At 69.7% G+C, this 24,799-nt stretch carries 22 protein-coding genes; 13 read left to right on the forward strand and 9 right to left on the reverse strand.

Features of this window, described 5'->3' with window-relative positions:
- Positions 1–11 precede the first annotated feature (11 nt).
- Positions 12–1,607: an Eco57I restriction-modification methylase domain-containing protein gene (locus AC0KTM_RS19430; RefSeq protein ID WP_472416448.1), complete on the forward strand. Its 1,596-nt coding sequence runs from the start codon at positions 12–14 to the stop codon at positions 1,605–1,607.
- On the forward strand, positions 1,604–2,143 hold the full coding sequence (locus tag AC0KTM_RS19435; protein WP_472416450.1) for an NUDIX hydrolase: 540 nt from the start codon (positions 1,604–1,606) through the stop codon (positions 2,141–2,143). The genes AC0KTM_RS19430 and AC0KTM_RS19435 overlap by 4 nt, the downstream gene beginning before the upstream one ends.
- Before the next feature lie 83 nt (positions 2,144–2,226).
- Here AC0KTM_RS19435 and manB read toward each other — a convergent pair whose 3' ends face one another.
- Genes manB through rfbD form a run of 3 tightly spaced genes read right to left on the reverse strand, consistent with a single transcriptional unit; the run spans position 2,227 to position 5,105 of the window.
- The gene (manB, locus tag AC0KTM_RS19440) at positions 2,227–3,303 is read right to left on the reverse strand and encodes a mannose-1-phosphate guanylyltransferase (RefSeq protein ID WP_225328973.1); all 1,077 of its coding nucleotides are present in this window, start codon (positions 3,301–3,303) and stop codon (positions 2,227–2,229) included.
- Between the two features lies 1 nt (position 3,304).
- Positions 3,305–4,195, reverse strand: a complete 891-nt coding sequence (locus AC0KTM_RS19445; protein ID WP_225328974.1) for a glycosyltransferase family 2 protein — start codon at positions 4,193–4,195, stop codon at positions 3,305–3,307.
- Positions 4,188–5,105: a dTDP-4-dehydrorhamnose reductase gene (rfbD, locus tag AC0KTM_RS19450; protein ID WP_472416453.1), complete on the reverse strand. Its 918-nt coding sequence runs from the start codon at positions 5,103–5,105 to the stop codon at positions 4,188–4,190. The genes AC0KTM_RS19445 and rfbD overlap by 8 nt, the downstream gene beginning before the upstream one ends.
- A gap of 125 nt (positions 5,106–5,230) precedes the next feature.
- Between rfbD and AC0KTM_RS19455 the strand changes: the two genes are divergently transcribed.
- The 4 genes from AC0KTM_RS19455 (at position 5,231) to ctpC (ending at position 10,093) form a co-directional block, all read left to right on the forward strand.
- Positions 5,231–6,703, forward strand: a complete 1,473-nt coding sequence (locus AC0KTM_RS19455) for an LCP family protein (RefSeq protein ID WP_472416455.1) — start codon at positions 5,231–5,233, stop codon at positions 6,701–6,703.
- A 6-nt stretch (positions 6,704–6,709) separates the two neighbouring features.
- Positions 6,710–7,426: a TIGR03089 family protein gene (locus tag AC0KTM_RS19460; RefSeq protein WP_225328977.1), complete on the forward strand. Its 717-nt coding sequence runs from the start codon at positions 6,710–6,712 to the stop codon at positions 7,424–7,426.
- A gap of 109 nt (positions 7,427–7,535) precedes the next feature.
- Positions 7,536–7,817 carry a DUF1490 family protein gene (locus AC0KTM_RS19465; protein WP_225328978.1) on the forward strand — a complete coding sequence of 94 codons (282 nt, stop codon included), beginning with the start codon at positions 7,536–7,538 and terminating at the stop codon, positions 7,815–7,817.
- Positions 7,818–7,825: 8 nt separating this feature from the next.
- A complete protein-coding gene (gene ctpC / locus AC0KTM_RS19470; protein WP_472416457.1) occupies positions 7,826–10,093 on the forward strand; it encodes a manganese-exporting P-type ATPase CtpC in 2,268 nt (755 codons plus the stop codon).
- On the opposite strand, the gene AC0KTM_RS19475 is transcribed toward ctpC, so the two are convergent.
- On the reverse strand, positions 10,090–10,740 hold the full coding sequence (locus AC0KTM_RS19475; protein ID WP_238956695.1) for a cation efflux transmembrane domain-containing protein: 651 nt from the start codon (positions 10,738–10,740) through the stop codon (positions 10,090–10,092). The genes ctpC and AC0KTM_RS19475 overlap by 4 nt on opposite strands.
- 147 nt (positions 10,741–10,887) lie before the next feature.
- Between AC0KTM_RS19475 and AC0KTM_RS19480 the strand changes: the two genes are divergently transcribed.
- The gene (locus tag AC0KTM_RS19480; protein WP_238956696.1) at positions 10,888–11,802 is read left to right on the forward strand and encodes a class I SAM-dependent methyltransferase; all 915 of its coding nucleotides are present in this window, start codon (positions 10,888–10,890) and stop codon (positions 11,800–11,802) included.
- Between the two features lie 16 nt (positions 11,803–11,818).
- Positions 11,819–13,015: a CaiB/BaiF CoA transferase family protein gene (locus AC0KTM_RS19485; RefSeq protein WP_472416459.1), complete on the forward strand. Its 1,197-nt coding sequence runs from the start codon at positions 11,819–11,821 to the stop codon at positions 13,013–13,015.
- 3 nt (positions 13,016–13,018) lie between these two features.
- Here AC0KTM_RS19485 and AC0KTM_RS19490 read toward each other — a convergent pair whose 3' ends face one another.
- Both AC0KTM_RS19490 and pstS (AC0KTM_RS19495) read right to left on the reverse strand, forming a co-directional pair.
- Positions 13,019–15,007, reverse strand: a complete 1,989-nt coding sequence (locus AC0KTM_RS19490; RefSeq protein WP_238956698.1) for a serine/threonine-protein kinase PknD — start codon at positions 15,005–15,007, stop codon at positions 13,019–13,021.
- A gap of 15 nt (positions 15,008–15,022) precedes the next feature.
- Positions 15,023–16,129, reverse strand: coding sequence for a phosphate ABC transporter substrate-binding protein PstS (pstS, locus tag AC0KTM_RS19495; RefSeq protein WP_238956699.1), 1,107 nt, complete (start codon positions 16,127–16,129; stop codon positions 15,023–15,025).
- A 184-nt stretch (positions 16,130–16,313) separates the two neighbouring features.
- Between pstS (AC0KTM_RS19495) and AC0KTM_RS19500 the strand changes: the two genes are divergently transcribed.
- The 5 genes from AC0KTM_RS19500 to pstA all read left to right on the forward strand — a co-directional run bounded on the left by AC0KTM_RS19500 (position 16,314) and on the right by pstA (position 21,369).
- Positions 16,314–17,120 carry an ATP-binding cassette domain-containing protein gene (locus tag AC0KTM_RS19500; RefSeq protein ID WP_238956700.1) on the forward strand — a complete coding sequence of 269 codons (807 nt, stop codon included), beginning with the start codon at positions 16,314–16,316 and terminating at the stop codon, positions 17,118–17,120.
- A gap of 37 nt (positions 17,121–17,157) precedes the next feature.
- Positions 17,158–18,291 (forward strand): phosphate ABC transporter substrate-binding protein PstS, encoded by a 1,134-nt coding sequence (gene pstS, locus AC0KTM_RS19505; RefSeq protein ID WP_238956701.1) that lies wholly within the window; start codon positions 17,158–17,160, stop codon positions 18,289–18,291.
- A 67-nt stretch (positions 18,292–18,358) separates the two neighbouring features.
- Positions 18,359–19,471 (forward strand): phosphate ABC transporter substrate-binding protein PstS, encoded by a 1,113-nt coding sequence (pstS, locus tag AC0KTM_RS19510; RefSeq protein WP_275254528.1) that lies wholly within the window; start codon positions 18,359–18,361, stop codon positions 19,469–19,471.
- A 22-nt stretch (positions 19,472–19,493) separates the two neighbouring features.
- Complete coding sequence (gene pstC, locus AC0KTM_RS19515; RefSeq protein ID WP_238957368.1) at positions 19,494–20,519, forward strand: phosphate ABC transporter permease subunit PstC; 1,026 nt, start codon at positions 19,494–19,496, stop codon at positions 20,517–20,519.
- Position 20,520: 1 nt separating this feature from the next.
- Positions 20,521–21,369, forward strand: a complete 849-nt coding sequence (pstA, locus tag AC0KTM_RS19520; RefSeq protein WP_225329555.1) for a phosphate ABC transporter permease PstA — start codon at positions 20,521–20,523, stop codon at positions 21,367–21,369.
- A gap of 8 nt (positions 21,370–21,377) precedes the next feature.
- On the opposite strand, the gene AC0KTM_RS19525 is transcribed toward pstA, so the two are convergent.
- Genes AC0KTM_RS19525 through AC0KTM_RS19535 form a run of 3 tightly spaced genes read right to left on the reverse strand, consistent with a single transcriptional unit; the run spans position 21,378 to position 24,558 of the window.
- The gene (locus tag AC0KTM_RS19525) at positions 21,378–21,818 is read right to left on the reverse strand and encodes a response regulator (RefSeq protein ID WP_225329556.1); all 441 of its coding nucleotides are present in this window, start codon (positions 21,816–21,818) and stop codon (positions 21,378–21,380) included.
- On the reverse strand, positions 21,815–23,416 hold the full coding sequence (locus tag AC0KTM_RS19530) for a sensor histidine kinase (RefSeq protein ID WP_225329557.1): 1,602 nt from the start codon (positions 23,414–23,416) through the stop codon (positions 21,815–21,817). Before AC0KTM_RS19530 ends, AC0KTM_RS19525 begins: the two co-directional genes overlap by 4 nt.
- Positions 23,413–24,558 carry a PP2C family protein-serine/threonine phosphatase gene (locus AC0KTM_RS19535; RefSeq protein ID WP_225329558.1) on the reverse strand — a complete coding sequence of 382 codons (1,146 nt, stop codon included), beginning with the start codon at positions 24,556–24,558 and terminating at the stop codon, positions 23,413–23,415. Before AC0KTM_RS19535 ends, AC0KTM_RS19530 begins: the two co-directional genes overlap by 4 nt.
- Positions 24,559–24,799 lie beyond the last annotated feature (241 nt).

A 24,799-nucleotide genomic window follows, 5' to 3' on the forward strand; every position in this document is an offset into this window, starting at 1 on the left:
TACTTGAGCCCATGAACTTCGCGGGCAAGGCGGCGGCGTCGGCCGACAAGGTCCGCGGCGGCTACTACACCCCCGCGCCGGTGGCACGGTTTTTGGCCCGCTGGGTTCGCGAGGCCGGCCCCAAGATCGTCGAACCCTCCTGCGGTGACGGCGCGATCCTGCGCGAGCTGGCCGCGCTCAGCGACCGCGCCCACGGCGTCGAGCTGATCGCGCGCGAGGCGGCCAAGGCCCGCCGGTTCGCTCCCGTCGACACCGACAGCCTGTTCACCTGGCTGGCCGGCGCCGCTGAAGCCGGGGCCGGCGGCTGGGACGGCGTCGCCGGCAATCCGCCCTACATCCGGTTCGGCAACTGGGCCCCGCAGCACCGCGACCCGGCGCTGGAATTGATGCGGCGCGAGGGCCTGCGGCCGAGCAGGCTGACCAACGCGTGGGTGCCGTTCGTCGTGGCGAGCACGATGTTGGTGCGCGACGGCGGGCGGGTGGGCCTGGTGCTCCCGGCCGAGCTGCTGCAGGTCACCTACGCGGCGCCGTTGCGCGACTTTCTGCTGAGCCGATTCCGCGACATCACGCTGCTGACCTTCGAGCGGCTGGTGTTCGACGGCATCCTGCAGGAGGTCGTGTTGTTCTGCGGCGTCACCGGCCCCGGCCCCGCCCGCATCCGCACCGTGCACCTGCCCGACGCCGACGCGCTGGCGCGGGCGGACCTGGACGCCGAATGGGCGCCCGCGCTGCTGCACGAAAACGAGAAGTGGACCAAGTACTTTCTGGACCCCGCCGCGATCCGGCTGCTGCGCGCGCTCAAGGCCTCCGACGCCTTGCTCCCGCTCGGGTCTCTGGCCGAGGTGGACGTGGGCATCGTGACCGGGCGCAACGCGTTTTTCACCCTGACCGACGCCCAGGCCCGGGAGCGGGGATTGCGGCCGCATTGCGTCCCGCTCGTCTCGCGCAGCGCCCAGCTGTCCGGGCTGATCTACGACACCGATTGCCGGGCAAGCGATGTCGCCTCCGCGCACCGCAGCTGGCTGCTCAACGCGCCACGCGAGCCGGCCGATCCCGCGTTGATCGCCCACATCCGCGCCGGGGAGGCGGCCGGCGTGCACCGCGGCTACAAGTGCTCGATCCGCACGCCCTGGTGGAGCACGCCGTCGCTGTGGGCGCCAGACCTGTTCCTGCTGCGCCAGATTCACCGGGCGCCGCGGCTGACCGTCAATGGTGTGGGCGCCACGAGTACCGACACCGTCCATCGGGTGCGCCTCGCCCGCTCCCGCGGGCGCCCCGTCGACCCGGCGGCGCTGGCCGCGGTGTTCCACAACAGCGTGACGTTCGCCTTCACCGAGATCATGGGCCGCAGCTACGGCGGGGGCGTGCTGGAGCTCGAACCCCGCGAGGCCGAGCAGCTGCCCGTTCCCGCGCCCGAACACGCCGATCCCGACCTCGCCGGCGACGTCGATCTGCTGTTGAAGGCCAACGAGATCGAGAAGGCGCTCGACCTCGTCGACCGTCGCGTGCTGATCGACGGGCTGGGACTGCCGGCCGAGACCGTGGCGGACTGCCGCGCGGCGTGGGCGTCGCTGGCCCATCGCAGGAAACGGCGGGGCTCGCGGTGACCCTGCGGGAGTCGGTGATCGCGATCCTGTCCGACTGGGAACCCCCGGACGCGGGCCAGGATTCGTTGCGGCACGCCGTTTTGGCGTTCGTAGCGGCCCGCGAGGACGCGTGCCGCCGCGAGTGCGTGCCGGGGCATGTCACCGCGTCGGCGTTGGTGCTCGATCACAGCGGCGGCCGGGTGCTGCTGACGTTGCATCGTCGCCTGGGCCGCTGGGTGCAGCTGGGCGGCCATTGCGACGACGACGACGCCGACATCGTCGCCGCGGCGATGCGCGAGGCCACCGAGGAGTCCGGGGTCGACGAGCTGCGCATGGAACCCGGGTTGGCCGCGGTGCACGTGCATCCGGTGGTGTGCTCGCTGGGCGTGCCCACCCGCCATCTGGATTTGCAGTTCGTGGCGCACGCGCCGGCCGGGGCGCGGATCGCGATCAGCGACGAGTCGGAGGACCTGCGCTGGTGGCCGGCCGACGCGCTGCCCGCCGGGACCGATCACGCGCTGGCGTACCTGGTGTCGCGGGCCACGCGTGCCCGTTAGCCGCCGCGTGTGCGGCTAGCTTCACGTTCGGCCTCGAGCGTGCGGCTGGCTTCACGTTCGGGGACGCGAAGGCACCCCCGCCTTCAGACGTCGCTCGAGTAGCGGATCCCGCCGTCGGGAATTGACACGCCGGGCCACACCCGGGCGCCGCGCAGCAGTTCGCACCGCGCGCCGATGTCGGCGCCGTCGCCGATCACGCCGTCGCGCACCAGCGCCCGCGGGCCGATGCGCGCGCCGAAGCCGATGATCGAGCGCTCGATCACGCTGCCGGCCTCGACCTTGGCGCCGTCGAAGATCACCGCGCCGTCGAGCCGGACGCCGGGCCCGATCTCGGCGCCGCGCCCCACCACGGTGCCGCCGATCAGCACCGCGCCCGGGGACACCGCCGCGCCGTCGTGCACCAGTTGCTCGCCGCGGTGGCCGTGCAGGGCGGGCGACGGCGCGATGCCGCGCACCAGATCCGCCGACCCCCGGACGAAGTCTTCGGGGGTGCCCATGTCGCGCCAGTAGCTGGCGTCGACGTAGCCGCAGACCTTGACGCCGGGATCGGACAGCAGCGCGGGGAACACCTCGCGCTCCACCGAAACCTCACGGCCGCGCGGGATCCGGTCGATCATCTCGCGCGAGAACACGTAACAGCCGGCGTTGATCTGGTCGGTCGGCGGATCCTGGGTCTTTTCCAAAAAGGCGGTGACCCTGCCCTCCTCGGTGGTCACGCAGCCAAACGCCCGCGGGTCGCCCACCCGCACCAGGTGCAGGGTGACGTCGGATTCCTGGGCGCGGTGAAAGTCGAGCATCTGGCCCAGGTCGGAGCCCGACAGCACGTCGCCGTTGAACACCATCGCGGTGTCGTGCCGCAGGTGGCCGACGACATTGGCGATGCCGCCGCCGGTGCCCAGCGGGCTCTCCTCGGTGACGTATTCGATCTGCAGGCCCAGCTTGGAGCCGTCACCGAACTCCGCCTCGAATACGCCGGCCCGGTACGACGTGCTCAGGACGACGTGCTCGATGCCCGCCGCGGCGACCCGCGACAGCAGGTGGGTGAGGAACGGCAGCCCGGCGGTGGGCAGCATGGGCTTGGGCGCCGACAGCGTCAGCGGCCGCAGCCGGGTGCCCTTGCCGCCGACCAGGATCACGACGTCGACTTGTGGAGTTCCCACCTCAGTGTCGCCCTTCCGCCAGTTTGGCCCGGCCCGACGCGCGCACCGCGCTGCGCACCATCAGGCGGGAACGGACCGCCAACGAGGCGCGCAGCGTCCAGCGCAGCGGCGCGCGCAACCAACCGGCGTGCCGGTCGGCCAGAAACATATACGTGCTCTTGTGATGGGCGGCCAGGTGGCTGGCCGGGTCCCCGCCCGTGGAGTGGCCCTTGTGGTGCAGGACCTCCGCCGACGGCACGTAGACCGACAGCCAGCCGGCCTTGCCGAGCCGGTCGCCGAGGTCGACGTCCTCCATATACATGAAGTAGCGCTCGTCGAAGCCGCCGATCTGGCCGAACGCCGACCGGCGCACCAGCAGGCACGACCCCGACAGCCAGCCCACCGGGCGCTCGCTGGGCTCCAGCCGCTCCTGGCGGTACGCCGCCGACCACGGGTTGGTTTTCCAGAACGGCCCGACGACCGCGTGCATGCCGCCGCGGATCAGGCTGGGCAGATGCCGCGCCGACGGATACACCGACCCGTCGGGATCGCGGACCAGCGGGCCCAGCGCACCGGCCCGCGGCCAGCGCGACGCCGCGTCCAGCAGGGCGTCGATGCTGCCCGGGCCCCACTGCACGTCCGGGTTGGCCACGATCACCCAGTCGTCCTCGCGGTCCAGCTGGGCGACGGCGCGATTCACCGCGGTCCCGTAGCCGAGGTTGGCGCCGGTGTGAAACAGCCGCACGTTGGGATAGCGATCGACCGCGGCCTGCGGGGTGCCGTCGGTGGAGCCGTTGTCGGCCAGCAGCACGCACACCTCGCGCTCCGTGGCCAGCGACAGCGAGGCCAGGAAGCGCTCCAGGTGCGGACCCGGTGAATAGGTCACCGTCACGACCGGCAGCACGTCAGTCACGCGTAGAGGGTAACGGTCGATCGGCCGCGACACCGCTGGCAGCGTCGCTTTGCGAGGCGGCCATGGCCGCGACAAGCGCAGGGCGCCAGGGCCTTAGCGGCCGCAGCCCGGCCGCCGCGGACTGTCCGCTGCCCAGCGCGGAGTACGCCGGCCGCGGCGCCGGTCGGGGAAAGCGGTCGGTGCCGACCCGTTGCACCCGGGCCGGGTCGGCGCCGCATTCCTCGAAGACGGCGCGGGCCTGGTCGAACCGCGAGACCGCGCCCTCGTTGGCGGCGTGCAGGATCGGGCCGGGCACGCGGTCGTCGACGATCTGCAGCAGCGCGGCGGCCAGGTCGCCGACGTAGGTCGGGGAGCCGATCTGGTCGTCGACGACGTCCACCGGGCCGTCCCCGGCGGCCAGCCGGCGCATGACGGCGACGAAGTCCTTGCCGGTGCCGCCGGTGTAGACCCAGGCGGTGCGGACCACGACCGCCTCGGGCAGCGCCGCCAACACGGTCTGCTCCCCCGCGACCTTGCTGCGGGCGTACACGCCCTGCGGCGCGGTTTGGTCGCTGGGCTCGTACGGCCAGGGCGGCGCGCCGCCGAAGTCGCCGTTAAAGACGTAGTCGGTGGACACGTGGATCAACTGGGCGCCGGCCCGCGCGCAGGCCCGCGCGATGTGCCCAGGACCGGCCTCGTTGACCGCGAAGGCGCCGGCCTCGTCGGTTTCGGCGCCGTCGACATCTGTGTAGGCCGCGCAGTTGATCACCACGTCGCCGCGCTGCACGATCCGCTCGGCCGCCGCGGGGTCGGTGATGTCCCACTGCGCTGACCCGCGTGCCAGGACCTCCCGGCCCTGACCTGCCGCCAGCGAGCTCAAATAGCCGCCCAGCTGCCCACCGGCCCCGGCGATCACGATCCTGCCTGACATGGTTCGAGTTTGGCATGGCCGGGCGAAGCCCAGAAAAGCGCGGGGCCCAAGATATCGCGGGGCGGCGCGGGCCACGCCGCGATCGGCTACCCGTGAAGCTGATGTGTCGCAAGTAATGTAGTGGGATGCCTGTGCAACGTGTGGTTCGTGTGATTACCACCGTGCTGACGCTCGCGGTCGTCGTCGGCACCGGGATCGCGTGGAGCAATGTCCGGTCCTTCGAAGACGGCATCTTTCACATGTCGGCGCCCTCGCTGGGCAAGGGCGGCGACGACGGCGCGATCGACATCCTGTTGGTCGGCCTCGACAGCCGCACCGACGCGCACGGCAACCCGCTGTCCCAAGAGGAACTGGACACGCTGAAGGCCGGCGACGAGGAAGCCACCAACACCGACACGATCATCCTCATCCGGATCCCCAACAACGGGAAGTCGGCGACCGCGATCTCGATCCCGCGCGACTCCTACGTCGCCGCCCCTGGGCTGGGCAAGACCAAGATCAACGGCGTCTACGGCCAGACCCGGGAAGCCAAGCGCGCCAGCCTGGTCAGGGCCGGCGATGCCGCGGCGGATGCGGCCGCCCAGGGCACCGAGGCCGGCCGCGAGGCGCTGATCAAGACCGTCGCCGACCTCACCGGCGTCACCGTCGATCACTACGCCGAGATCGGCCTGCTCGGTTTCTCGCTGATCACCGACGCCCTCGGCGGCGTCGACGTCTGCCTCAAAGAGCCGGTGTTCGAACCGCTTTCGGGTGCGGACTTCCCGGCGGGCCCGCAACGGCTCAGCGGCCCGGAGGCGCTCAGCTTCGTGCGCCAGCGCCACGAACTGCCGCGCGGCGACCTGGACCGGGTGGTGCGCCAGCAGGTGGTGATGGCCTCGCTGGCCCATCGGGTCATCTCCGGCAAGACGTTGTCCAGCCCCACCACGGTGCGGCGCCTGGAATCCGCAGTGCAGCGTTCGGTGGTGATCTCGGCCGGGTGGGACGTGATGGATTTCGTGCAGCAGATGCAGAAGCTGGCGGGCGGCAACGTCGCGTTCGCCACCATCCCGGTGCTCGACGGCGCCGGCTGGAGCGACGACGGCATGCAGAGCGTGGTGCGGGTGGACCCGCACCAGGTGGCCGATTGGGTCGGCGGCCTGCTGCACGAGCAGGAGCAGGGCAAGACCGAGGAGATCGCCTACACGCCCGCGAAGACCACCGCCAGCGTCGTCAACGACACCGACATCAACGGGCTGGCCGCGGCGGTGTCAGACGTGTTGAGCGCCAAGGGCTTTGCCACCGGCACGGTGGGCAACAACGACGGCGGGCACGTCAAGGCCAGCCAGGTCCGCGCCGCCAAGATCGACGACATGGGGGCAAAGGAGGTCTCCAAGGAACTGGGTGGGTTGCCGGTGATCGCCGACACCTCGCTGGCGCCGGGCGTGGTGCGCGTGGTGCTGGCCAACGACTACAGCGGGCCGGGCTCGGGCCTGTCCGGCACCGAATCGATCATGCCCGCCCGGGTGTCCACCGCCGGCGCGGTGACCGCCAACGCGGGCGCTCCCCCGCCGTCGCCGATCCTGACCGCCGGTTCCGACAAGCCGGAGTGCATAAACTAACGACCCGTGCATCAACTGAGCACGCTGAGCGGTGCCATCCTCGATCCGATGCTGCGGTCCGACCCGGTCGGCCCGCGGATCACGTACTACGACGACGCGACCGGCGAGCGCATCGAATTGTCCGGGGTGACGCTGGCCAACTGGGCCGCCAAGACGGGCAACCTGTTGCGCGACGAACTGGGGGCCGGGGCGGCCAGCCGCGTCGCGATCCTGCTGCCCGCGCACTGGCAGACGGCGGCCGTGCTGTTCGGGGTGTGGTGGATCGGCGCCGAGGCGGTGCTGGCGGGCCCGGCCGACCTGGCGCTCTGCACCATCGAGCGGCTGGACGAAGCCGACGACGCGGTGGCGGGAGGCGAGGTCGCGGTGCTGTCGCTCGACGCGTTCGGCCGCCCCGCGCCCGACCTGCCGATCGGCGTGACCGACTACGCCACCGCGGTGCGGGTGCACGGCGACCAGATCGTTCCCGAACCGCGCCCGGGCCCGGCGCTGGGTGGGCGCTCGGTCGACGAGGTGCTTGCGGACTGTCAAACCTCCGCGGCGACAAGGGGTTTGACGTCGAGCGACCGCGTGCTGTCCGGTAAGCCGTGGACCGACCCCGCCGAGCTGGTGGACGGCCTGCTGGCGATCATGGCCGTCGGCGCCTCGCTGGTGCAGGTGGCCAACGCCGATCCGGACGCGCAGTCGCGCCGCATCGAGACCGAAAAGGTCACCCGGGTGCTGTAACCCGCCCGGCGGGGCCACCGCCGTCGATACATATTGATATCGCAATATTTCGATGTTAACGTCGAGCGGACATGGGCTAAACGCTGAGACGACGAGGAAGGTTGCGGTGATGGCGGTGTACGGGCTCTTGGCGAAGGCGGCGGGGACGGTCGTCACCGGGCTGGTCGGCGTGACGGCCTACGAGGTGGTGCGCAAGGCCGTGGCCAAGGCGCCGCTGCACGAGACCGCGGTGAAGGGCGCCGAGCTCGGGCTCCGTGGCACCCGCAGGGCCGAGGAGGCCGCCGAGTCGGCGCGCCTGCGCCTCGCCGACGTGATGGCCGAGGCCCGCGAGCGCATCGGCGAGGAGGCGCCCACGCCGTCGATCGCCGACACCCACGACCACGAGCACTGATCGCCACGATGGACCTAGCCCTAGTCCCCGACGTTGCAGACGAGGTACGGGCGAATGACCCCGCGCTGCAGGTGATTTCGGATGCCGCCGGGCGCATGCGGGTCTCGGTCACCTGGGTGCGCGCCGATTCGCGGCGCGCCGTCGCGGTCGAGGAGGCCGTCGCCAAGTGCGAGGGCGTGCGCGTGGTGCACGCCTACCCGCGCACCGGATCGGTGGTCGTCTGGTATTCGCCCCGGCGCTGCGACCGGTCCTCGGTGCTCGCGGCCATCGGCGACGCGGCACACGTCGCCGCCGAGCTGATCCCGGTCCGCGCGCCGCATTCCTCCGAGATCCGCAACGCCGACGTGCTGCGCATGGTGATCGGTGGCGCGGCGCTGGCCCTGCTCGGGGTGCGCCGCTACGTGTTCGCCCGGCCGCCGCTGCTCGGCCCCAGCGGCCGGCTGTTCGCCACCGGCGTCACCGTCTTCACCGGCTATCCCTTCCTGCGCGGCGCGCTGCGCTCGTTGCGCTCCGGCAGGGCCGGGACCGACGCGCTGGTCTCCGCGGCGACCGTGGCGAGCCTGGTGCTGCGGGAGAACGTCGTCGCGCTGACCGTGCTGTGGCTGCTCAACATCGGTGAGTACCTGCAGGACCTGACGCTGCGACGGACCCGGCGGGCTATCTCGGAGCTGCTGCGCGGCAACCAGGACACGGCATGGCTCCGCCTCGACGACGGCAACGAAGTGCAGGTGCCGATCGACACCGTGCAGATCGGCGACGAGGTCGTGGTGCACGACCACGTCGCGATCCCGGTCGACGGCGAGGTGGTCGACGGCGAGGCCGTCGTCAACCAGTCCGCGATCACCGGGGAGAACCTGCCGGTCAGCATCGTGGCGGGCGCGCACGTACACGCCGGTTCGGTGGTGGTGCGCGGGCGGCTGGTGGTGCGGGCCAGCGCGGTCGGCAATCAGACCACCATCGGGCGCATCATCGCCCGGGTCGAAGAGGCGCAGCACGACCGGGCGCCGATCCAGACCGTCGGCGAAAACTTCTCTCGCCGTTTCGTTCCCACCTCGTTCATCGTCTCGGCCATCACGCTGGCGGTCACCGGTGACGTCCGCCGGGCGATGACGATGCTGCTCATCGCCTGCCCGTGCGCGGTGGGTTTGGCCACCCCGACGGCGATCAGCGCGGCGATCGGCAACGGCGCGCGCCGCGGGATTCTGATCAAGGGCGGTTCGCACCTCGAGCAGGCCGGCCGGGTGGACGCGATCGTGTTCGACAAGACCGGCACGCTCACCGTCGGGCGGCCGGTGGTCACCAATATCATTGCGCTGCACAAGGACTGGCAGCCCGAGCAGGTGCTGGCCTATGCGGCCAGCTCGGAGATCCACTCCCGCCACCCGCTGGCCGAGGCGGTGATCCGCTCCACCGAGGAGCGCCACATCACCATCCCGCCGCATGAGGAGTGTGAGGTGCTGGTCGGGCTGGGCATGCGGACCTGGGCCGACGGCCGCACCCTGCTGCTGGGCAGCCCCGGGCTGCTGCGCTCCGAAAAGGTCAGGGTGTCCAAGAAGGCGTCGGAATGGGTGGACCGGCTGCGCCGCGAGGCCGAGACGCCGCTGCTGCTGGCGGTCGACGGCAAGCTGGTGGGGTTGATCAGCCTGCGCGACGAGGTGCGGCCGGACGCCGCCGATGTGCTGAAAAAGTTGCGCGCCAACGGCATTCGCCGGATCGTGATGCTCACCGGCGATCACCCGGACATCGCCGAGGTGGTGGCGGGCGAACTCGGGATCGACGAGTGGCGCGCCGAGGTGATGCCGGAGGACAAGCTCGCGGCGGTGCGCGAACTGCAGGACGCGGGGTTCATCGTCGGCATGGTCGGCGACGGCATCAACGACGCCCCCGCGCTGGCGGCCGCCGACATCGGCATCGCCATGGGGCTGGCCGGGACCGACGTCGCGGTGGAGACCGCCGACGTGGCGCTGGCCAACGACGACCTGCACCGCCTGCTCGACGTGCGGGACCTGGGGGCCCGCGCCGTCGACGTCATCCGGGAGAACTACAGCATGTCCATCGCCGTCAACGCCGCCGGGCTGATCATCGGCGCGGGCGGGGCGCTGTCCCCGGTGCTGGCGGCGATTCTGCACAACGCGTCGTCGGTGGCGGTGGTGGCCAACAGCTCCCGGCTGATCAGATATCGGCTGGATGTGCCGCGCGACAACGGTGATCGCCAGCGCGGCGAAGCCGGGCGCAGCGGGTCACCGCGCAACAGCGGTGAGCGCGGCGGAAGCTAGCAGCCGCACTGCTCGCCGCGCCAAGCGCGCACGCCCTGCCACACGGCGACACCGGCGATCGCGAGCCCCACGGCGGGGTCGATCCACCATGCGCTCGACCACAGCGCCGTCGCGGCAAGGCCGATCAGCACGCCGGCGGCCTGGGCGGCGCACAGGTAGTTCTGGATGCCCTCGGCCTCGGTGGCTCCCGAGCCCAACCGCGCACCCAGCCGGTGATTGGCCCGGCCCAGCACCGGCATGAGCAGCAGGGCCAGGGCGGTCAGCGCGATGCCGATCACCGACGTCTCGGCGCGGTGGTCACCGGCCAGCTCGCGGATGGATTCGGCGGCGATGTACGGGGCGGTCAGCCAGAACGACACCGCGACGCCGCGTTGCGCGCGCCGCTCGGCGGTGTGGGAAAAAGTGCGCGCACCGCTGAACCGCCACACCACCATCGCGCTGGCCAGCGCCTCCGACGCCCCACCGAGGGCCCATCCGGTCAGGGCGATGGAGCCGACCGAGAACCCCTGCCACAGCCCGACGACGCCCTCGACGAGCACGACGGCCAGGCTGATCCACGCCAGCCGGCGTGCCCATGCGGCGCCGCGCGTGAATTCGGCGTCGTGCGCGGCGGTGCATTCCCGCGCGAGGGCAACCGAAGTGGTCATTGGGCCAGGTTAGCGAGCGCACGGCGGGGCCGGTGCCGCAACACCCGGCCGTGATCGATCTGTGTCGCGGCGCGGCGCGGCCCGCGGGCCGCGGCCCGGCGCGGGTAGTTATTGTTGCTAACCAGTAGACCCGAAGGGAATTCCGCGATGGCGCGCACCGACGACGACACCTGGGACCTGGCCACCAGCGTGGGGGCGACCGCCACCATGGTGGCCGCGGGACGGGCCCGGGCCACCCGGGACGGGCTGATCGACGACCGGTTCGCCGAGCCGCTGGTGCGCGCGGTCGGTGTCGACTTCATGACCCGGTGGGCCGCCGGCGAACTCGACGCCGACGACGTCGACGAGCCCGGCGCCGCGTGGGGCATGCAGCGCATGACCGACATGATGGCCGCCCGCACCCGCTACATCGACGCGTTCTTCGCCGAGGCGGGGGCCGCCGGCATCCACCAGGTGGTCATCCTCGCCTCCGGCCTGGATGCGCGCGCCTACCGGCTGCCCTGGGCCGCGGGCACCACGGTGTTCGAGATCGACCAGCCGCAGGTCCTCGAATTCAAGGCCGCCACCATCGCCGAACTCGGCGCCCGGCCGACCGCCGAGGTCCGCACCGTCCCGGTCGACCTGCGCCACGACTGGCCGTCGGCGCTGCGCGGGGCCGGGTTCGACAGCGGGCGGCCCGCCGCCTGGGCCGCCGAGGGGCTGATCGGCTTCCTGCCGCCCGAGGCCCAGGACCGGTTGCTGGACAACATCACCGCGCTGTCCGCCGATGGCAGCCAACTGATGGCCGAGGTCTTCGCGAACACCGGCGCCAGCGGGGACGCGCTGAACGCGGCGAGCGAAAAGTGGCGGCAGCGCGGCCTCGACATCGCGCTGGGCGATCTGGGGTTCCCCGGGCCGCGCAATGACGTGGCGGCCTATCTGCAGCAGCGGGGCTGGCAACCGGCGCGCACCCCGCTGAACCAGCTGCTGGCCAACGCCGGGCTGCCGCTGCAGTCGACCGACCCCGAGGCACCCTTCGCCCAGAACTACTACTGCACCGCGGTGCTCAACGCGGCGCGTTAAAAGGAAGGCAGACACCGTGCCAAACAGCAAGCCGCCCAAGCCGCTTGACGGATTCCGGGTTCTCGACTTCACCCAGAACATCGCCGGGCCGATGGCAGGCCAGGTGCTGGCCGACCTGGGGGCTGAGGTCATCAAGGTCGAAGCACCCGTCGGCGAGGCCGCCCGCCACATCACCGCGGTCCTGCCTGGCCGCCCGCCGCTGGCCACCCTGTTCCTGCCCCACAACCGGGGCAAGAAGTCGGTGATGGCGGACCTGCGCAGCGACGAGGCCAAGCAGCAGATCATGCGCCTGGTCGACACCGCCGACGTTGTGCTGGAAGGGTTTCGGCCCGGGGTGATGGAACGCATGGGCCTGGGACCCGACGAGCTGCAAGCCCGCAACCCCCAACTCATCTACGCGCGCCTGTCAGCCTACGGCGGCAACGGCCCGGAGGGCAGCCGGCCCGGCGTGGACCTGATGGTCGCCGCCGAATCGGGCATGACGACCGGGATGCCGACGCCCAGCGGCAAACCCCAGATCATTCCGTTCCAGCTCGTCGACGCCGCCAGCGGTCACGTGCTGGCGCAGGCGGTGCTGGCCGCGCTGCTCAACCGCGAGCGCCACGGGGTAGCCGACGTCGTGCGCGTCGCCATGTACGACGTCGCGATCAGCCTGCAGGCCAGCCAGCTGACCATCCACCTGAACAAGCCGAACGCGGAACCCAAGCCGTCCGATTCCACGTCAAAACCCAAGCGGCGCAAGGGCGTCGGGTTCGCCACCCAGCCGTCGGACGCCTTCAAGGCCGCCGACGGCTACCTGGTGATCAGCGCGTACGTGCCCAAGCACTGGGACAAGCTGTGCGAGATCATCGGCCGCCCCGACATGCGCGACGACGAACGGTTCATCGACCAGCGCGCCCGCGCGCTCAACTATCCGGAGCTGACCGAGGAACTCGAGAAGGCGCTGGCCGCCAAGACCGCCGACGAATGGGTCCGGCTGCTCCAGGAGGGCGGCCTGATGGCCTGCCACGCCTACACCTGGAAGCAGGTGGTCGGCACCGCGCTGTTCGCCGAGAACGAGCTCGCCCTGCCGGTCGGCGAGGGCGAGGACGCGGTCACCGTAATCCGCACCCCGGCACGGTATTCCAGCTTCGACGCTGACGCCACCGATCCTCCCCCGGCCCTCGGGCAGCACACCGAGGAGTATCTGGGCGCACCGCAACCCGCATCGTGAGCCTCACGGCGTCAGCTTGACCACCCGGTCGTTGCCGCGGTCGGCGACGTAGACGTTCCGGTCCTTGTCGACCGCCACCGCCAGGGGCGTGTTGAGCCCGTTGAACGGCAGGACGGTCGGCGCGTTCGAGCCCGCCGGGAACTTCAGCACGTCACTCTTGTCGTGTTCGGTGACGTAGACGGTGCCGCTGTTGTCCACCGCGATGCCCCACGGCACAGAGATGTTCTGGAAGGGTAACTCCGCCTGGGTATTTGAATTGGCGTCGAGCTTCACGATCCTGTTGTTGTCGGTATCGGCGACGTACACGGTGCCCGCGGCGTCGACGGCGACACCATCGGGATTCTTGAGTCCGGTGAACGGCAACTCGGTCTGGGTCTTGGATCCCGCCGCCAGCTTCACCACCCTGCTGTTACCGCGGTCGGCGACGTACACGTTGCCCTGGCTGTCGACCGCGACGCCCTCGGGATAGCTCAGACCCGAAAACGGCAGCACCTTCTGGTCGTTGGAGCCCGCGGCCAGGCTGACCACCCGGTTGTTGAAGTCGGCGACGTACACCGTGCCCGCACCGTCGACGGCCAGACCCTGTGGCTCATACAGCCCGTGGAACGGCAGCACCGTCGTGGCGTTCGAACCGGCCGTCAGCTTCACCACCCGGCCGTACATGCCTTCGCTGGTGACGTAGACGTCGCCGGCGCTGTCCAGCGCCACCCCGCCCGGGGACAGGCGGAAGTCAATGCCGTTGAACGGCAACACACTTTGGCCCGATGCCTGCTCTGCCGGCCCCGAGGACCGCGTGGACAGGTAACCGGCGACCGCCAGGATGAACGCGACGAGGGCGACGAGCGCGATGGCGCCGACGATGATCCACTGTTTGCGTTTGGGGTCCATTGGCACGGGGGGCCTCCTGAAGTCCGGCCCGGACCCGTAGGTGTGGCCGAATGTCGTCGTTGGGGCGGGGCGAATCAGTGACGGGTTATGGCCGGAGCGCTCCGACCAACCGGTGCCGCCCGTCCTCGGGGCCACCGGACCCGCCATGGTCTCGGCGCTGGGCCATGAGGGCGGCTCGCGCCCGGGGAGCGGGCCCGACGCCTCCGCACGCTGGACGGCGTTTTCCCCCTCCCGCAGGATCGTGGTGGCCTTGCGCTGCTCGGACGTGGTCAGCGCGTCATGGGCCGCGGCGGCGAATTCGCCCGCGGTGCGGTAGCGCTCCTCGGGACGTTTGGCCATGCCCTTGGCGATCACCTGATCCAAAGCGGGCGGAAACGCGCCGGGGCGCAGTTGGCTGGGCGACGGGGGCGTCTTCGTCAGGTGCGCGGCGACCAGCCGTTCGATCGTGTCGGCCCGGTACGGCGGCGAGCCGGTCAGGCATTCACTCAAAACACAGGCGAGCGAATAGATGTCGGCGCTGTGGGTGACGGTGTCGTCGGTGAATCGTTCCGGGGCCATGTAATAATACGTGCCGATCGCGGTCCCGAACTGGGTCAACCCCGGATCGGTTGCGGCCCGGGCGATTCCGAAATCCGCCAGGTACGCGAAGTCGCTGCCGGTGATCAGGATGTTTCCCGGTGTCACGTCGCGGTGCGTCACCCCCACGGCGTGGGCCGCGTCCAGCGCGGCGGCGACCTGGCTGATGATGGCGATCGCCCGCGGTGCGGCCAGCGGACCGTCCCGGCGCAACAGCGTGCCCAGATCGACGCCGTCGACGAGGCGCATGTCCACATAGAATCGGCCGTCGATCTCGCCGTAGTCGTGGATCGGCACCACATGTGGTTCGGTCAGCCGGCCGGCGATATCGGCCTCGCGCTGCAGGCGCGCCCGGAACTCCGAGTTGCCGGAGAACTGCTGCGAGATCAGTTTCAGGGCCACCATGCGGTGCTTGCGGGTGTCCTCGGCCTCGTACACCTCACCCATGCCGCCCTGCCGCAGCAGGCGCACCAGCCGGTAGGGGCCGAACCAGGACCCGGCCCGCGAGGCCGGCCCGCTATCGCTCACCGTCGAGTCTCCATGTCACGAAATCGCATTGACCGCGCCCGACAGCTTCGCCGTGAACGAGCTGGGCAGCGGGATGGAACCGTACTGATCCAGACCCTCCTGGCCCGGACCGATCGCGGCCTGCATGAATGCCTTCACCGCCGTGCCCGTCGCCGCGTCCGGATACTTCGAGCAGACGATTTCGTAGGTCGCCAGCACGATCGGGTACGCGCCGGACTGTGTCGGCTTGTAGAAGGACGAGGTGTCGAGCACCAGGTCGTTGCCCTGCCCCTTGAACGTCGCCCCGGCGATCGTCTTCTCGACGGAGTCCTTGGTGATCGGCACCGCGTCCGGGCCCGCCGAGGTGATGATCGAAGCCATGGTCAGCTGCTTGCCCACCGCGAACGACCACTCGTTGTAGGTGATCGACCCCTCGGTGTTCTGCAGCAGCGCGGACGTGCCGTTGTTCCCGCTGGCGCCCTGCCCGACGCCGCCGTTGAACACCTCGCTGTCGCCCTTGCCCCAGGCGCCGTCGGACGCGCCGTCGAGGTACTTCTGGAAGTTGGCGGTGGTACCGGATTTGTCGCTGCGGAAGATGACCGTGATGGGCGTCGACGGCAGGTTGAGGCCCGAGTTGATCGCCTTCAGCGCCGGATCGTCCCACTTGGTGATGGTGCCGTTGAAGATCTTCGCGACGGTGGGCCCGTCCAGTTTCAGCCCGTTCACCCCGGTGAGGTGGTAGGTGACCGCGATCGGCCCGAACACCGTGGGCAGATCCCAGGCCGGCGAGCCGCACCGCTGGGCCGCCCGGTCGTTCTGACCGGTGGACGGATCCAGCGGGACGTCGGACCCGGCGAGATCGGTTTGGTTGTTGAGGAACTCGGTCACGCCGGCGCCGGATCCGTTGGCGTCGTAGTCGAGCGTGTAGCCCGGGCAGGCCCGGACGTAGGCGTAGACGAACTGCTCGATGGCGTTTTGCTGCGCTGTCGAGCCGCTGTCTTTCAGGACCTTCTTACCGCCGCAGTCCACCGGCGCCGTCTTGGCGTTCGATCCCGACGACGAGTTGTTGTCGCCGCATCCCGCCAGCGCGAGGGCGACGGCGGCCACCAGGCTCAGTGCGACGCCAGATCGAGCGATCCTCACGAAACTCCTTTGATCGTCAACAAAAGTTAACCAATCGCGAATATACAAACCCTTGACAAAGAATAAGAGGTTAATGGCCGGTGACCGGGTGCCGGTCGCAAACACGTAGCATTGGCTGTCAATGCGTCGCGAACAACAGCTACCGGCCGCAGTTGCGGCTCCTGTCGCCGATGGCGGCCAGCTCATGCGGGCTGTCGACCTCACCCTGGGGTTCGGCCCCAAAACGGTCCTCGAGCAGGTCAGTCTCGACTTCCCCGCCCGTTCCGTCACCACCCTGCTGGGGCCGACCGGGTCGGGCAAGACCACCTTCCTGCGCACCCTGAACCGGATGAACGACAAGGTCTCCGGTTTCCGGCACAGCGGCGACGTCCTGTTGGGCGGGCGCACCATCTTCGCCGACCGCGACCTGATGGAGTTTCGCCGCAGCGTCGGCATGCTGTTCCAGCGTCCCAATCCGTTCCCGATGTCGATCATGGACAACGTCGTGGCCGGCGTGCGCGCGCACAAAATGGCGCCGCGCAAGGAATTCAAGAACGTCGCCGAGGCCCGGCTCACCGAGGTCGGCCTGTGGGACGCGGTCAAGGATCGGCTCGGCGATTCCCCGTTCCGGCTCTCCGGTGGCCAGCAGCAGTTGTTGTGCCTGGCCCGCGCGCTCGCCGTCAACCCGGACGTGCTGTTGCTCGACGAGCCCACCTCCTCGCTGGACCCGACCACGACCGAAAAGATCGAGGGACTCATCCGATCGCTCGCCGACCGGCTGACCGTGATCATGGTGACCCACGACCTCGCGCAGGCCGCCCGCAGCGGTGACCGGACCGCCTTCTTCTTCGAGGGCCGGCTGGTCGAGGAGGGGCCGACCAAGCAGTTGTTCCTGTCGCCGAAGCATGAGGAGACCGTCCGCTACTTCGCGCCGTTCCGGCCGGCGCAGGGCTCGGATCAGGGCTCCACGCACACGGCCGGGGTCTCGGAAAGCGTCTCAGAAAGCCAATAGCGGGAAAGGGTCTCGCCGGGGAAGAGGAAGCGGGGACGTGAAGACTCGTCTGGGTACGCTGCTGGGTCTGGTGGCCATCGCGCCGCCGGCCCTGGGGATCGCGGCCTGCGGTTCGCACGCCGAGACCCCAAGGGGCGGTGCGGCGAGCGCCGGCCCGACCGTCGGCAGCGTCGCCACCGCCCCGGCGACCTCCACGATCGAGCTCTCCGAGACCGGCAGCACGCTGCTCTACCCGCTGTTCAGCGAGTGGGGCGCCGCCTACCGCGCGAAGTACCCGAACGTCACCATCACCACCCAGGGCAGCGGCTCGGGCGCCGGGATCTCTCAGGCCGCGGCCGGGGCCGTCGTCATCGGCGCCTCCGACGCCTACCTGTCCGCGGGCGACATGGCCGCGCACCAGGGGCTGATGAACATCGCGCTGGCCATGTCGGCGCAGCAGGTCAACTACAACCTGCCCGGTGTCCATCAGCACCTCAAGCTCAACGGCAAGGTGCTGGCCGGCATGTACCAGGGCACGATCAAAACCTGGAACGACCCGCAGATCGCCGGCATCAACCCCGGCCTGCAACTGCCCGACACGCCGGTGGTTCCGCTGCACCGCTCCGACGGGTCCGGCAGCACGTTTCAGTTCACCCAGTACCTGTCCAAGCAGGACCCCGACGGCTGGGGCAAATCACCCGGCTTCGGCACCACCGTCGCCTTCCCGGCCGTGCCCGCCGCGCTGGGCGAGAACGGCGACGGTGCCATGGTGACCGGCTGCGCCGCCAACCCCGGCTGCGTGGCCTACACCAGCATCGGCTCGCTCGACGAGGCCGACCAGCACGGACTCGGCGAGGCCAAGCTGGGCAACGCCTCCGGCAAATACCTGCTGCCCGACGCCAAGAGCATTCAAGCCGCGGCCGCCGCCTTCGCCACGAAAACCCCGGCGAACCAGGCGATCTCGCTGATCAACGGCCCGGCCCCCGACGGGTATCCGATCGTCAACTACGAGTACGCGATCGTCAACGAAAACCAGCGCGACGGTGCCACCGCCCAGACGCTGCAGGCGTTCCTGCACTGGGCAATCACCGAGGGCAACGGCCCGTCGTTTCTGGACAAGGTTCACTTCCAGCCGCTACCGGACGAGGTAGTGACGTTGTCGGACGCCCAGATCGCCAAGATCAGCGGCTGAGCAGAGTAAACGCAAAGGGACGCAAGGGCCTAAAGGAAAGAGAAAGGAACAGACCGTGAAAGTTCGTATGAGTAGGTTGCTGGCGATGGCCGCGACCGCGCCATTAGTTTTGGCGGCGGCCGCGTGTGGTTCGACCTCGCAGAACGGTGCGCCGAGCCAGGGTGGCGGCGGGCCGGTCGCGACGACGCCGGCGTCATCGCCGGTGACGTTGTCGGAGACGGGCAGCACGCTGCTCTACCCGCTGTTCAACCTGTGGGGCCCCGCCTATCACGACAAGTACTCGAACGTCACGATCACCACCCAGGGCACCGGCTCCGGGACCGGGATCTCCCAGGCCGCGGCCGGGGCGGTCGCCATCGGTGCCTCCGACGCCTACCTGTCCGAGGGCGACATGGCCGCGCACAAGGGGTTGATGAACATCGCGCTGGCCATTTCGGCGCAGCAGGTCAACTACAACCTGCCCGGCGTCACCGAACACATCAAGCTGAACGGCAAGGTGCTGGCCGGCATGTACAACGGCACCGTCAAAACCTGGAACGACCCGCAGATCGCCGGGCTGAACCCCGGCGTGAATCTGCCTGCCACGCCGGTGGTTCCGCTGCACCGCTCCGACGGGTCCGGTGACACCTTCCTGTTCACCCAGTACCTGTCCAAGCAGGACCCCGACGGCTGGGGCAAATCGCCCGGCTTCGGCACCACCGTCGCGTTCCCGACGGTGCCCGGCGCGCTCGGCGAGAACGGCAACGGCGGCATGGTGACCGGCTGCGCGGACACCCCGGGCTGCGTGGCCTACATCGGCATCAGCTTCCTCGACCAGGCCCAGGGCAAGGGGCTCGGCGAGGCGCAACTGGCCAACGCCTCCGACAAGTACCTGCTGCCCGACGCCAAGAGCATCCAGGCCGCGGCCGCCGGCTTCGCCTCGAAAACCCCGGCGAACCAGGCGGTCTCGCTGATCAACGGCCCGGCCCCCGACGGGTACCCGATCGTCAACTACGAGTACGCCATCGTCAACAGCGGTCAGAAGGACGGCGCCACCGCCCAGACCCTGCAGGCCTTCCTGCACTGGGCGATCACCGACGGCAACAACGCCTCGTTCCTGGACAAGGTTCACTTCCAACCGCTGCCGACCGAGGTGGCGAAGTTGTCGGACGCCCAGATCGCCAAGCTCAGCGGCCAGTAGGAGCTTGGTGACCGACTTCACGATGGGCGGCGCGCTGGCGCGGATCCGTGGCGCGCGCCGCCCGGGCCTGACCATCCGTTCCCTGGGTGCGGTGGGCGCGGTGGTTCCGCTGCTCGCGCTGGTGTTCGTGCTCGCGACGCTGCTCCTCGAGGCGCTGCCCGCGATCAGGGTCAACGGGCTGCACTTTTTCACCGCCACCGACTGGAACCCCGGCAACACCTACGGCGACGCCGTCGTCACCCGCGGCGTCCGGCATCCGGTCGGCGCCTACTACGGGGCGTTGCCGCTGATCGTGGGGACCCTGGCGACCTCGGCGATCGCCCTGGTCATCGGGGTGCCGGTGTCGATCGGGGCGGCGCTGGTGATCGTGGAGCGGTTGCCGAAGCGTCTCGCGTCGGCCATCGGGATGGTGCTCGAATTGCTCGCCGGCATCCCCAGCGTCATCGTCGGCCTTTGGGGCGCAATGACATTCGGGCCGTTCATCGCCCACTACGTGGCCCCGGTGATCGCCCGCAACGCCCCCGACGTGCCGGTGCTCAGCTACTTCCGCGGCAACACCGGTAACGGGGAGGGCTTGTTGGTGTCCGGGCTGGTGCTGGCGGTGATGGTCATCCCCATCATCGCCAGCACCACCCGCGACCTGATCCGGCAAGTGCCGGTGCTGCCCCGCGAGGGCGCCGTCGCGCTGGGGATGACCGACTGGGAGTGCGCGCGGCGGGTCACCCTGCCGTGGGTGTCGAGCGGCATCGTCGGCGCGGTGGTGCTCGGGCTGGGCCGCGCGCTGGGAGAGACGATGGCCGTCGCCATGGTGTCGGGCGCGGTGTTGGGCGCGATACCCACCAACATCTACGCGACGATGACCACCATCGCGGCAACCGTTGTGTCGCAGCTGGATTCGGCGATGACCGACTTCACCGACTTCGCGGTGAAAACCCTCGCCGAGGTGTCGCTGGTGTTGATGGTGATCACGTTGCTGACAAACGTCGCGGCCCGCGCGATGGTGCGCCGGGTGTCGGGCACGGCGCTGCCGGTGGGACGGGGTGTCTGACGTGGTCGGTACCCGACGCAAGATCGTCAACGCGCTGTTCTGGATCGCCTGCGTGTGCTGCCTGGCGGTGGTGGTCGTGCCGACGCTGTGGATGCTGATCGAAGTCGTCGCGCGCGCCCTGCCGGTCTTCAAATGGAGCGTCCTGACCGAGAACACCCGCGGCAACGGCGGCGGCCTGCGCAACGCCATCATCGGCACCGTGGTCGTCGGCGTCGGCGTCATGCTGGTCGGGGGCACCGTCAGCGTGTTGACCGGGATCTATCTCTCCGAATTCGCCGGCGGCAGAACACGTTCCATCCTGCGCGGCGCCTACGAGATCTTGTCCGGCATTCCGTCGATCGTGCTCGGCTACGTCGGCTACCTGGCGCTGGTGGTGAAGTTTCACTGGGGGTTCTCCCTGGCGGCCGGGGTGCTGACGCTCTCGGCGATGAGCATCCCGTACATCGCCAAGGCCACCGAGTCCGCGCTTTCCCAGGTGCCCACGTCCTACCGGGAGGGGGCCGAAGCGCTCGGGTTGCCGCTCGGTTGGACCCTGCGCAAGATCGTGCTCAAGTCGGCGATCCCCGGCATCGTCACCGGGCTGCTGGTGGCGCTCGCGCTGGCGGTCGGCGAGACGGCGCCGATGCTGTACACGGCGGGCTGGTCGAACTCGGCCCCGACCGGGAAGCTCACCGACTCACCGGTCGGTTACCTGACCTATCCGATCTGGACGTTCTACAACCTGCCGTCGAAGACGGCCCGCGACCTGTCCTACGACGCCGCGTTCCTGCTGATCGTGTTCGTGTTCCTGCTGATCATCCTCGGGCGGTTGATCACCTGGTTCGCGCGGCGGCACTCCGAATCGGGGTAGCCCGCCGTTCAGGCGGTCGGCAGCCGCACCACCTGAACGAAGAACTCGTCGATCTGGCGGACCGCCTTCATGAACTGGTCCAGGTCAACGGGTTTGGTGACGTAGGCGTTGGCGTGCAGCTTGTAGCTCTTGAGGATGTCCTCCTCGGCCGAGGAGGTGGTGAGCACGACGACCGGGATCTGGGCCAGGTCGGGGTCGGACTTGATCTTCTCCAGCAGCTGGCGGCCGTCGTATTTGGGCAGGTTCAGGTCGAGCAGGATCAGGTCGGGCCGGGGCTCGTCGGCGAACTCGCCGCGCCGGTAGAGGTAGTTGAGGCCCTCCTCCCCGTCGTGCGCGACGTGCAGCCTGTTCTTGAGTTTGTTGTGCTCGAACGCTTCTCGCGTGATGAGCTCGTCGCCCGGGTCGTCTTCGACCAGCAGGATGTCGATCGCTCTGCCTTCGACTGTCACTGATGCGCTCCTTCCAAAGCGACTGAGTCTTCTTCCTCGACGGGCCCGGGGGTGGGCAACGTGAATTCGAATCGCGTCCCCTCCGTGTAGGACGTGTCGATCCGCACGGTCCCGCCGTGATGCTCGACGATCTTCTTGACCAACGCGAGCCCCACGCCGGTTCCTGCGTACACCTCCCGGCCGTGCAGCCGCTGGAAGATGACGAAGACCTTGTCGGAGAATTCCTCCGGGATGCCGATGCCGTTGTCCGACACGCTGAGCAACCATTCGCCGTCGTGGGTGCCCTCGCCGGGTGAGCATTCGATGACTACGCGGGGCGGGCGATCCTTGTGCCGGAACTTGATCGCGTTGCCAAGGAGGTTCTGCCACAGCATCGTCAGCAGCGTCGGGTCCCCCAGGATCTCCGGAAGCGGCTCCGCGGGCCGCACGATCTGGGCGTCGGTTTCTTCGATCGCGATGGCCAGGTTGGCCAGAGCGGAGTCGAGCGTCGCGTCGAGTTGCACCTCGGTCTCGGTGGTGCCCAGCCGGCCGACCCGCGAGAAGGTGAGCAGGTCGTTGATCAGCGCCTGCATGCGCTTGGCGCCGTCGACCGCGAAGCCGATGTATTCGACGCCACGCTCGTCGAGCTTGTCGCCGTACCGCTTCTCCAGCAGCTGGCAGAAGGAGGCCACCTTGCGCAGCGGTTCCTGCAGATCGTGGGACGCGACGTAGGCGAACTGCTCGAGTTCGGTGTTGGAACGGCGCAATTCGGCGGCCTGCTCGTCGAGCAGGGTTTGCGCCGAACGGGACACGTCGAGCTCCTCGACCATGCGTTTGCGCATGTTCTCGACGTCGATGGCCATGTTGCGAATGTCCTTGGGCCGCTTGGGCGCCGAGATGACTTCGTCGAAGTTGCCCTGGGTGATCCGGCGGCAGGCCGCGGCCAGATTCGCGATCGGCCGGGTGATCGCGGCGCGACTCAGCAACCCGATCAGCAGGGCCGTCCCCAACACGATCAGCACCATCGCGCCCAGCACCCAGTCGCGCCAGCCGTTGATGTCGTTGAGCTCACCGACGGCGCTTGTCGCCGCGTCCGCCAGGTGCGTGTTCTGCGTATCGAAAAGCACTCGTAGCCGGTCGAATTTGGCTTTGCCGAGGTCGGCCATCGAGGTGCTGACGACGGTGGGAACCTTGGGGGTGACCGCCGCGATGACGGGTTCGGCATAGCTGCTCCGCCAGTCCGCGGCGGCCGATTCGATGGCCTCCAGATCGGCCATCAGCTCCGCGCGCCCGCCCACCAGCCGCCGAATCTCCTCGGCGGCCGCCCGTTCGGCGCGTTGCCCGTCGTAATACGGCGCGAGGAACTGCCGGTCGGCGGAGATCAGGTAACCGCGCACGCCCGTTTCCTGGTCCCGCAGGGCCGCCTGCAGGTGCGTCGCCGCGACGCGCGCCGGCTGGATGTCCTCACCCACCTGGCGCGACACCTGGTCGGTGCGATCCAGCAACACCCCGCCGACCACCGCGCCGAGGAGCACCGTCGCGCCCATGATCCACAGGACGAGGGCCAGCCACCCCCGCACGGTGAGCTGCGCGAGCCGAAGCGGACGCGGTGCCGTCACGTCGTGGTCCTCTCGATTCGGAGCACGGCGATGTCGTCGGTGAGACCCCCGCGCGGCTCGGCGAGTTCCTGGGCGCCGTCGATGAGGGCGTCGACGAACGCCGGGCCGGGTTGGTTGACGTGCGAGCGGGCCAGCTCGAGCAGGCCATCCTCGCCGAGCCGCTCGGTGCCCTGCCCCGAATAGCCTTCGTAGAGACCGTCGGTCAGCAACAGCAGGCCGTGACCCGAGGGCAGCGCAAGCTCGTGGCGCGGCCAGTCGCCGGCATGCAGGCCCAGCGCCGGGCCGCCCGGCGGCTCCACCCACTCCACCGCGCCACCGCCCTGCAGCAACATCCCCGGATGCCCGGCGCGGATGACGCTGACCCGCGGGCTGTCCGGCGAGATCTCGAGGCTGAGCACGGTCGCGAAGATGCCGGTGCCGGTTCGTTCCGAATACAGCACCCGCTCCAGCTGCCGCATCAGGTCGACGCCGTGCACGCCCGCGAAGGTGAGCGTCCGAAACGCGATCCGCAGCGCCGCGCCCAGGGCCGCCTCGTGCGGGCCGTGCCCGGCGACGTCGCCGATCAGGACGTGCACGATCCGGTCGGGCGTCTGGACGACGTCGTAGAAGTCGCCGCAGAGCAAGGCGTCTTCGCGGCTCGGCCGGTACCGCGCGACGATGTCGACGCCCGGGTTGTCCAGCAGCAGCGGGGAGGGCAGCAGTCCGCGTTCCAGCAGCGCGTTCTCCCGAGCCCGCAGCTGGGTCGCGTGCAGGTCGGCGGCGATGAGCTCGGCGCGCTTGCGCTCGATCGCGTACAGCAGCGCGCGGCGCAGCATCTCGGGCTCGACCCGGCCCTTGACCAGGTAGTCCTGGGCGCCGGCGGCGACCGCCGACGCCCCGAAGTACTCGTCGTTCAGCCCGGTCAGCACCACGATCGGGACGGTGGCGTCCAGCTTGGCGACGCGGTCCAACGCGTCGATCCCGCTGGCGTCGGGCAGGTGCAGGTCCAGCAGCACGCAATCGGGGCGGGCGGATTCCAGCTCGCGTTCCGCGTCGGCCATCGACTTGGCCCACACCACCCGGACGTCGGTGGCCGCGTCGGTGATCAGGTCCTCCACGAGCAACGCGTCGGCGCGGTCGTCCTCGACCAAGAGCAACGACAAGGACTGCCAACTCGCCGTCGGTGTGACCGGAGCACGCGCCGGTATCAATTCCCGGCCATCTGTGGACGGGAGTGGGAAGTCACGTTCTGCACTGCAGACCCCCTGGCCGCGATAAGACCATTGCTCGGTGGCGGTGGTCAGACGGGATAGCCGGTGCCTGTTTACCGACCGTCGGCTTGGACTTCACGCGCCGTGGAGATCCTATGCGGTACGGCCGGCGATTTCCCAACACCCCCGCGAA

It is taken from the genome of Mycobacterium sp. NTMscope_Eco_3 (genome assembly GCF_976985685.1).

Coding starts and splice junctions, on each gene's coding strand:
- AC0KTM_RS19500 (WP_238956700.1), top strand. CDS start 16,314: ATGCGGGCTGTCGACCTCACCCTGGGGTTCGGCCCCAAAACGGTCCTC.
- AC0KTM_RS19475 (WP_238956695.1), bottom strand. CDS start 10,740: ATGACCACTTCGGTTGCCCTCGCGCGGGAATGCACCGCCGCGCACGAC.
- rfbD (WP_472416453.1), bottom strand. CDS start 5,105: ATGTCAGGCAGGATCGTGATCGCCGGGGCCGGTGGGCAGCTGGGCGGC.
- pstC (WP_238957368.1), top strand. CDS start 19,494: ATGGGCGGCGCGCTGGCGCGGATCCGTGGCGCGCGCCGCCCGGGCCTG.
- AC0KTM_RS19480 (WP_238956696.1), top strand. CDS start 10,888: ATGGCGCGCACCGACGACGACACCTGGGACCTGGCCACCAGCGTGGGG.
- ctpC (WP_472416457.1), top strand. CDS start 7,826: ATGGACCTAGCCCTAGTCCCCGACGTTGCAGACGAGGTACGGGCGAAT.
- AC0KTM_RS19455 (WP_472416455.1), top strand. CDS start 5,231: ATGCCTGTGCAACGTGTGGTTCGTGTGATTACCACCGTGCTGACGCTC.
- pstS (WP_275254528.1), top strand. CDS start 18,359: ATGAGTAGGTTGCTGGCGATGGCCGCGACCGCGCCATTAGTTTTGGCG.
- AC0KTM_RS19465 (WP_225328978.1), top strand. CDS start 7,536: ATGGCGGTGTACGGGCTCTTGGCGAAGGCGGCGGGGACGGTCGTCACC.
- AC0KTM_RS19430 (WP_472416448.1), top strand. CDS start 12: ATGAACTTCGCGGGCAAGGCGGCGGCGTCGGCCGACAAGGTCCGCGGC.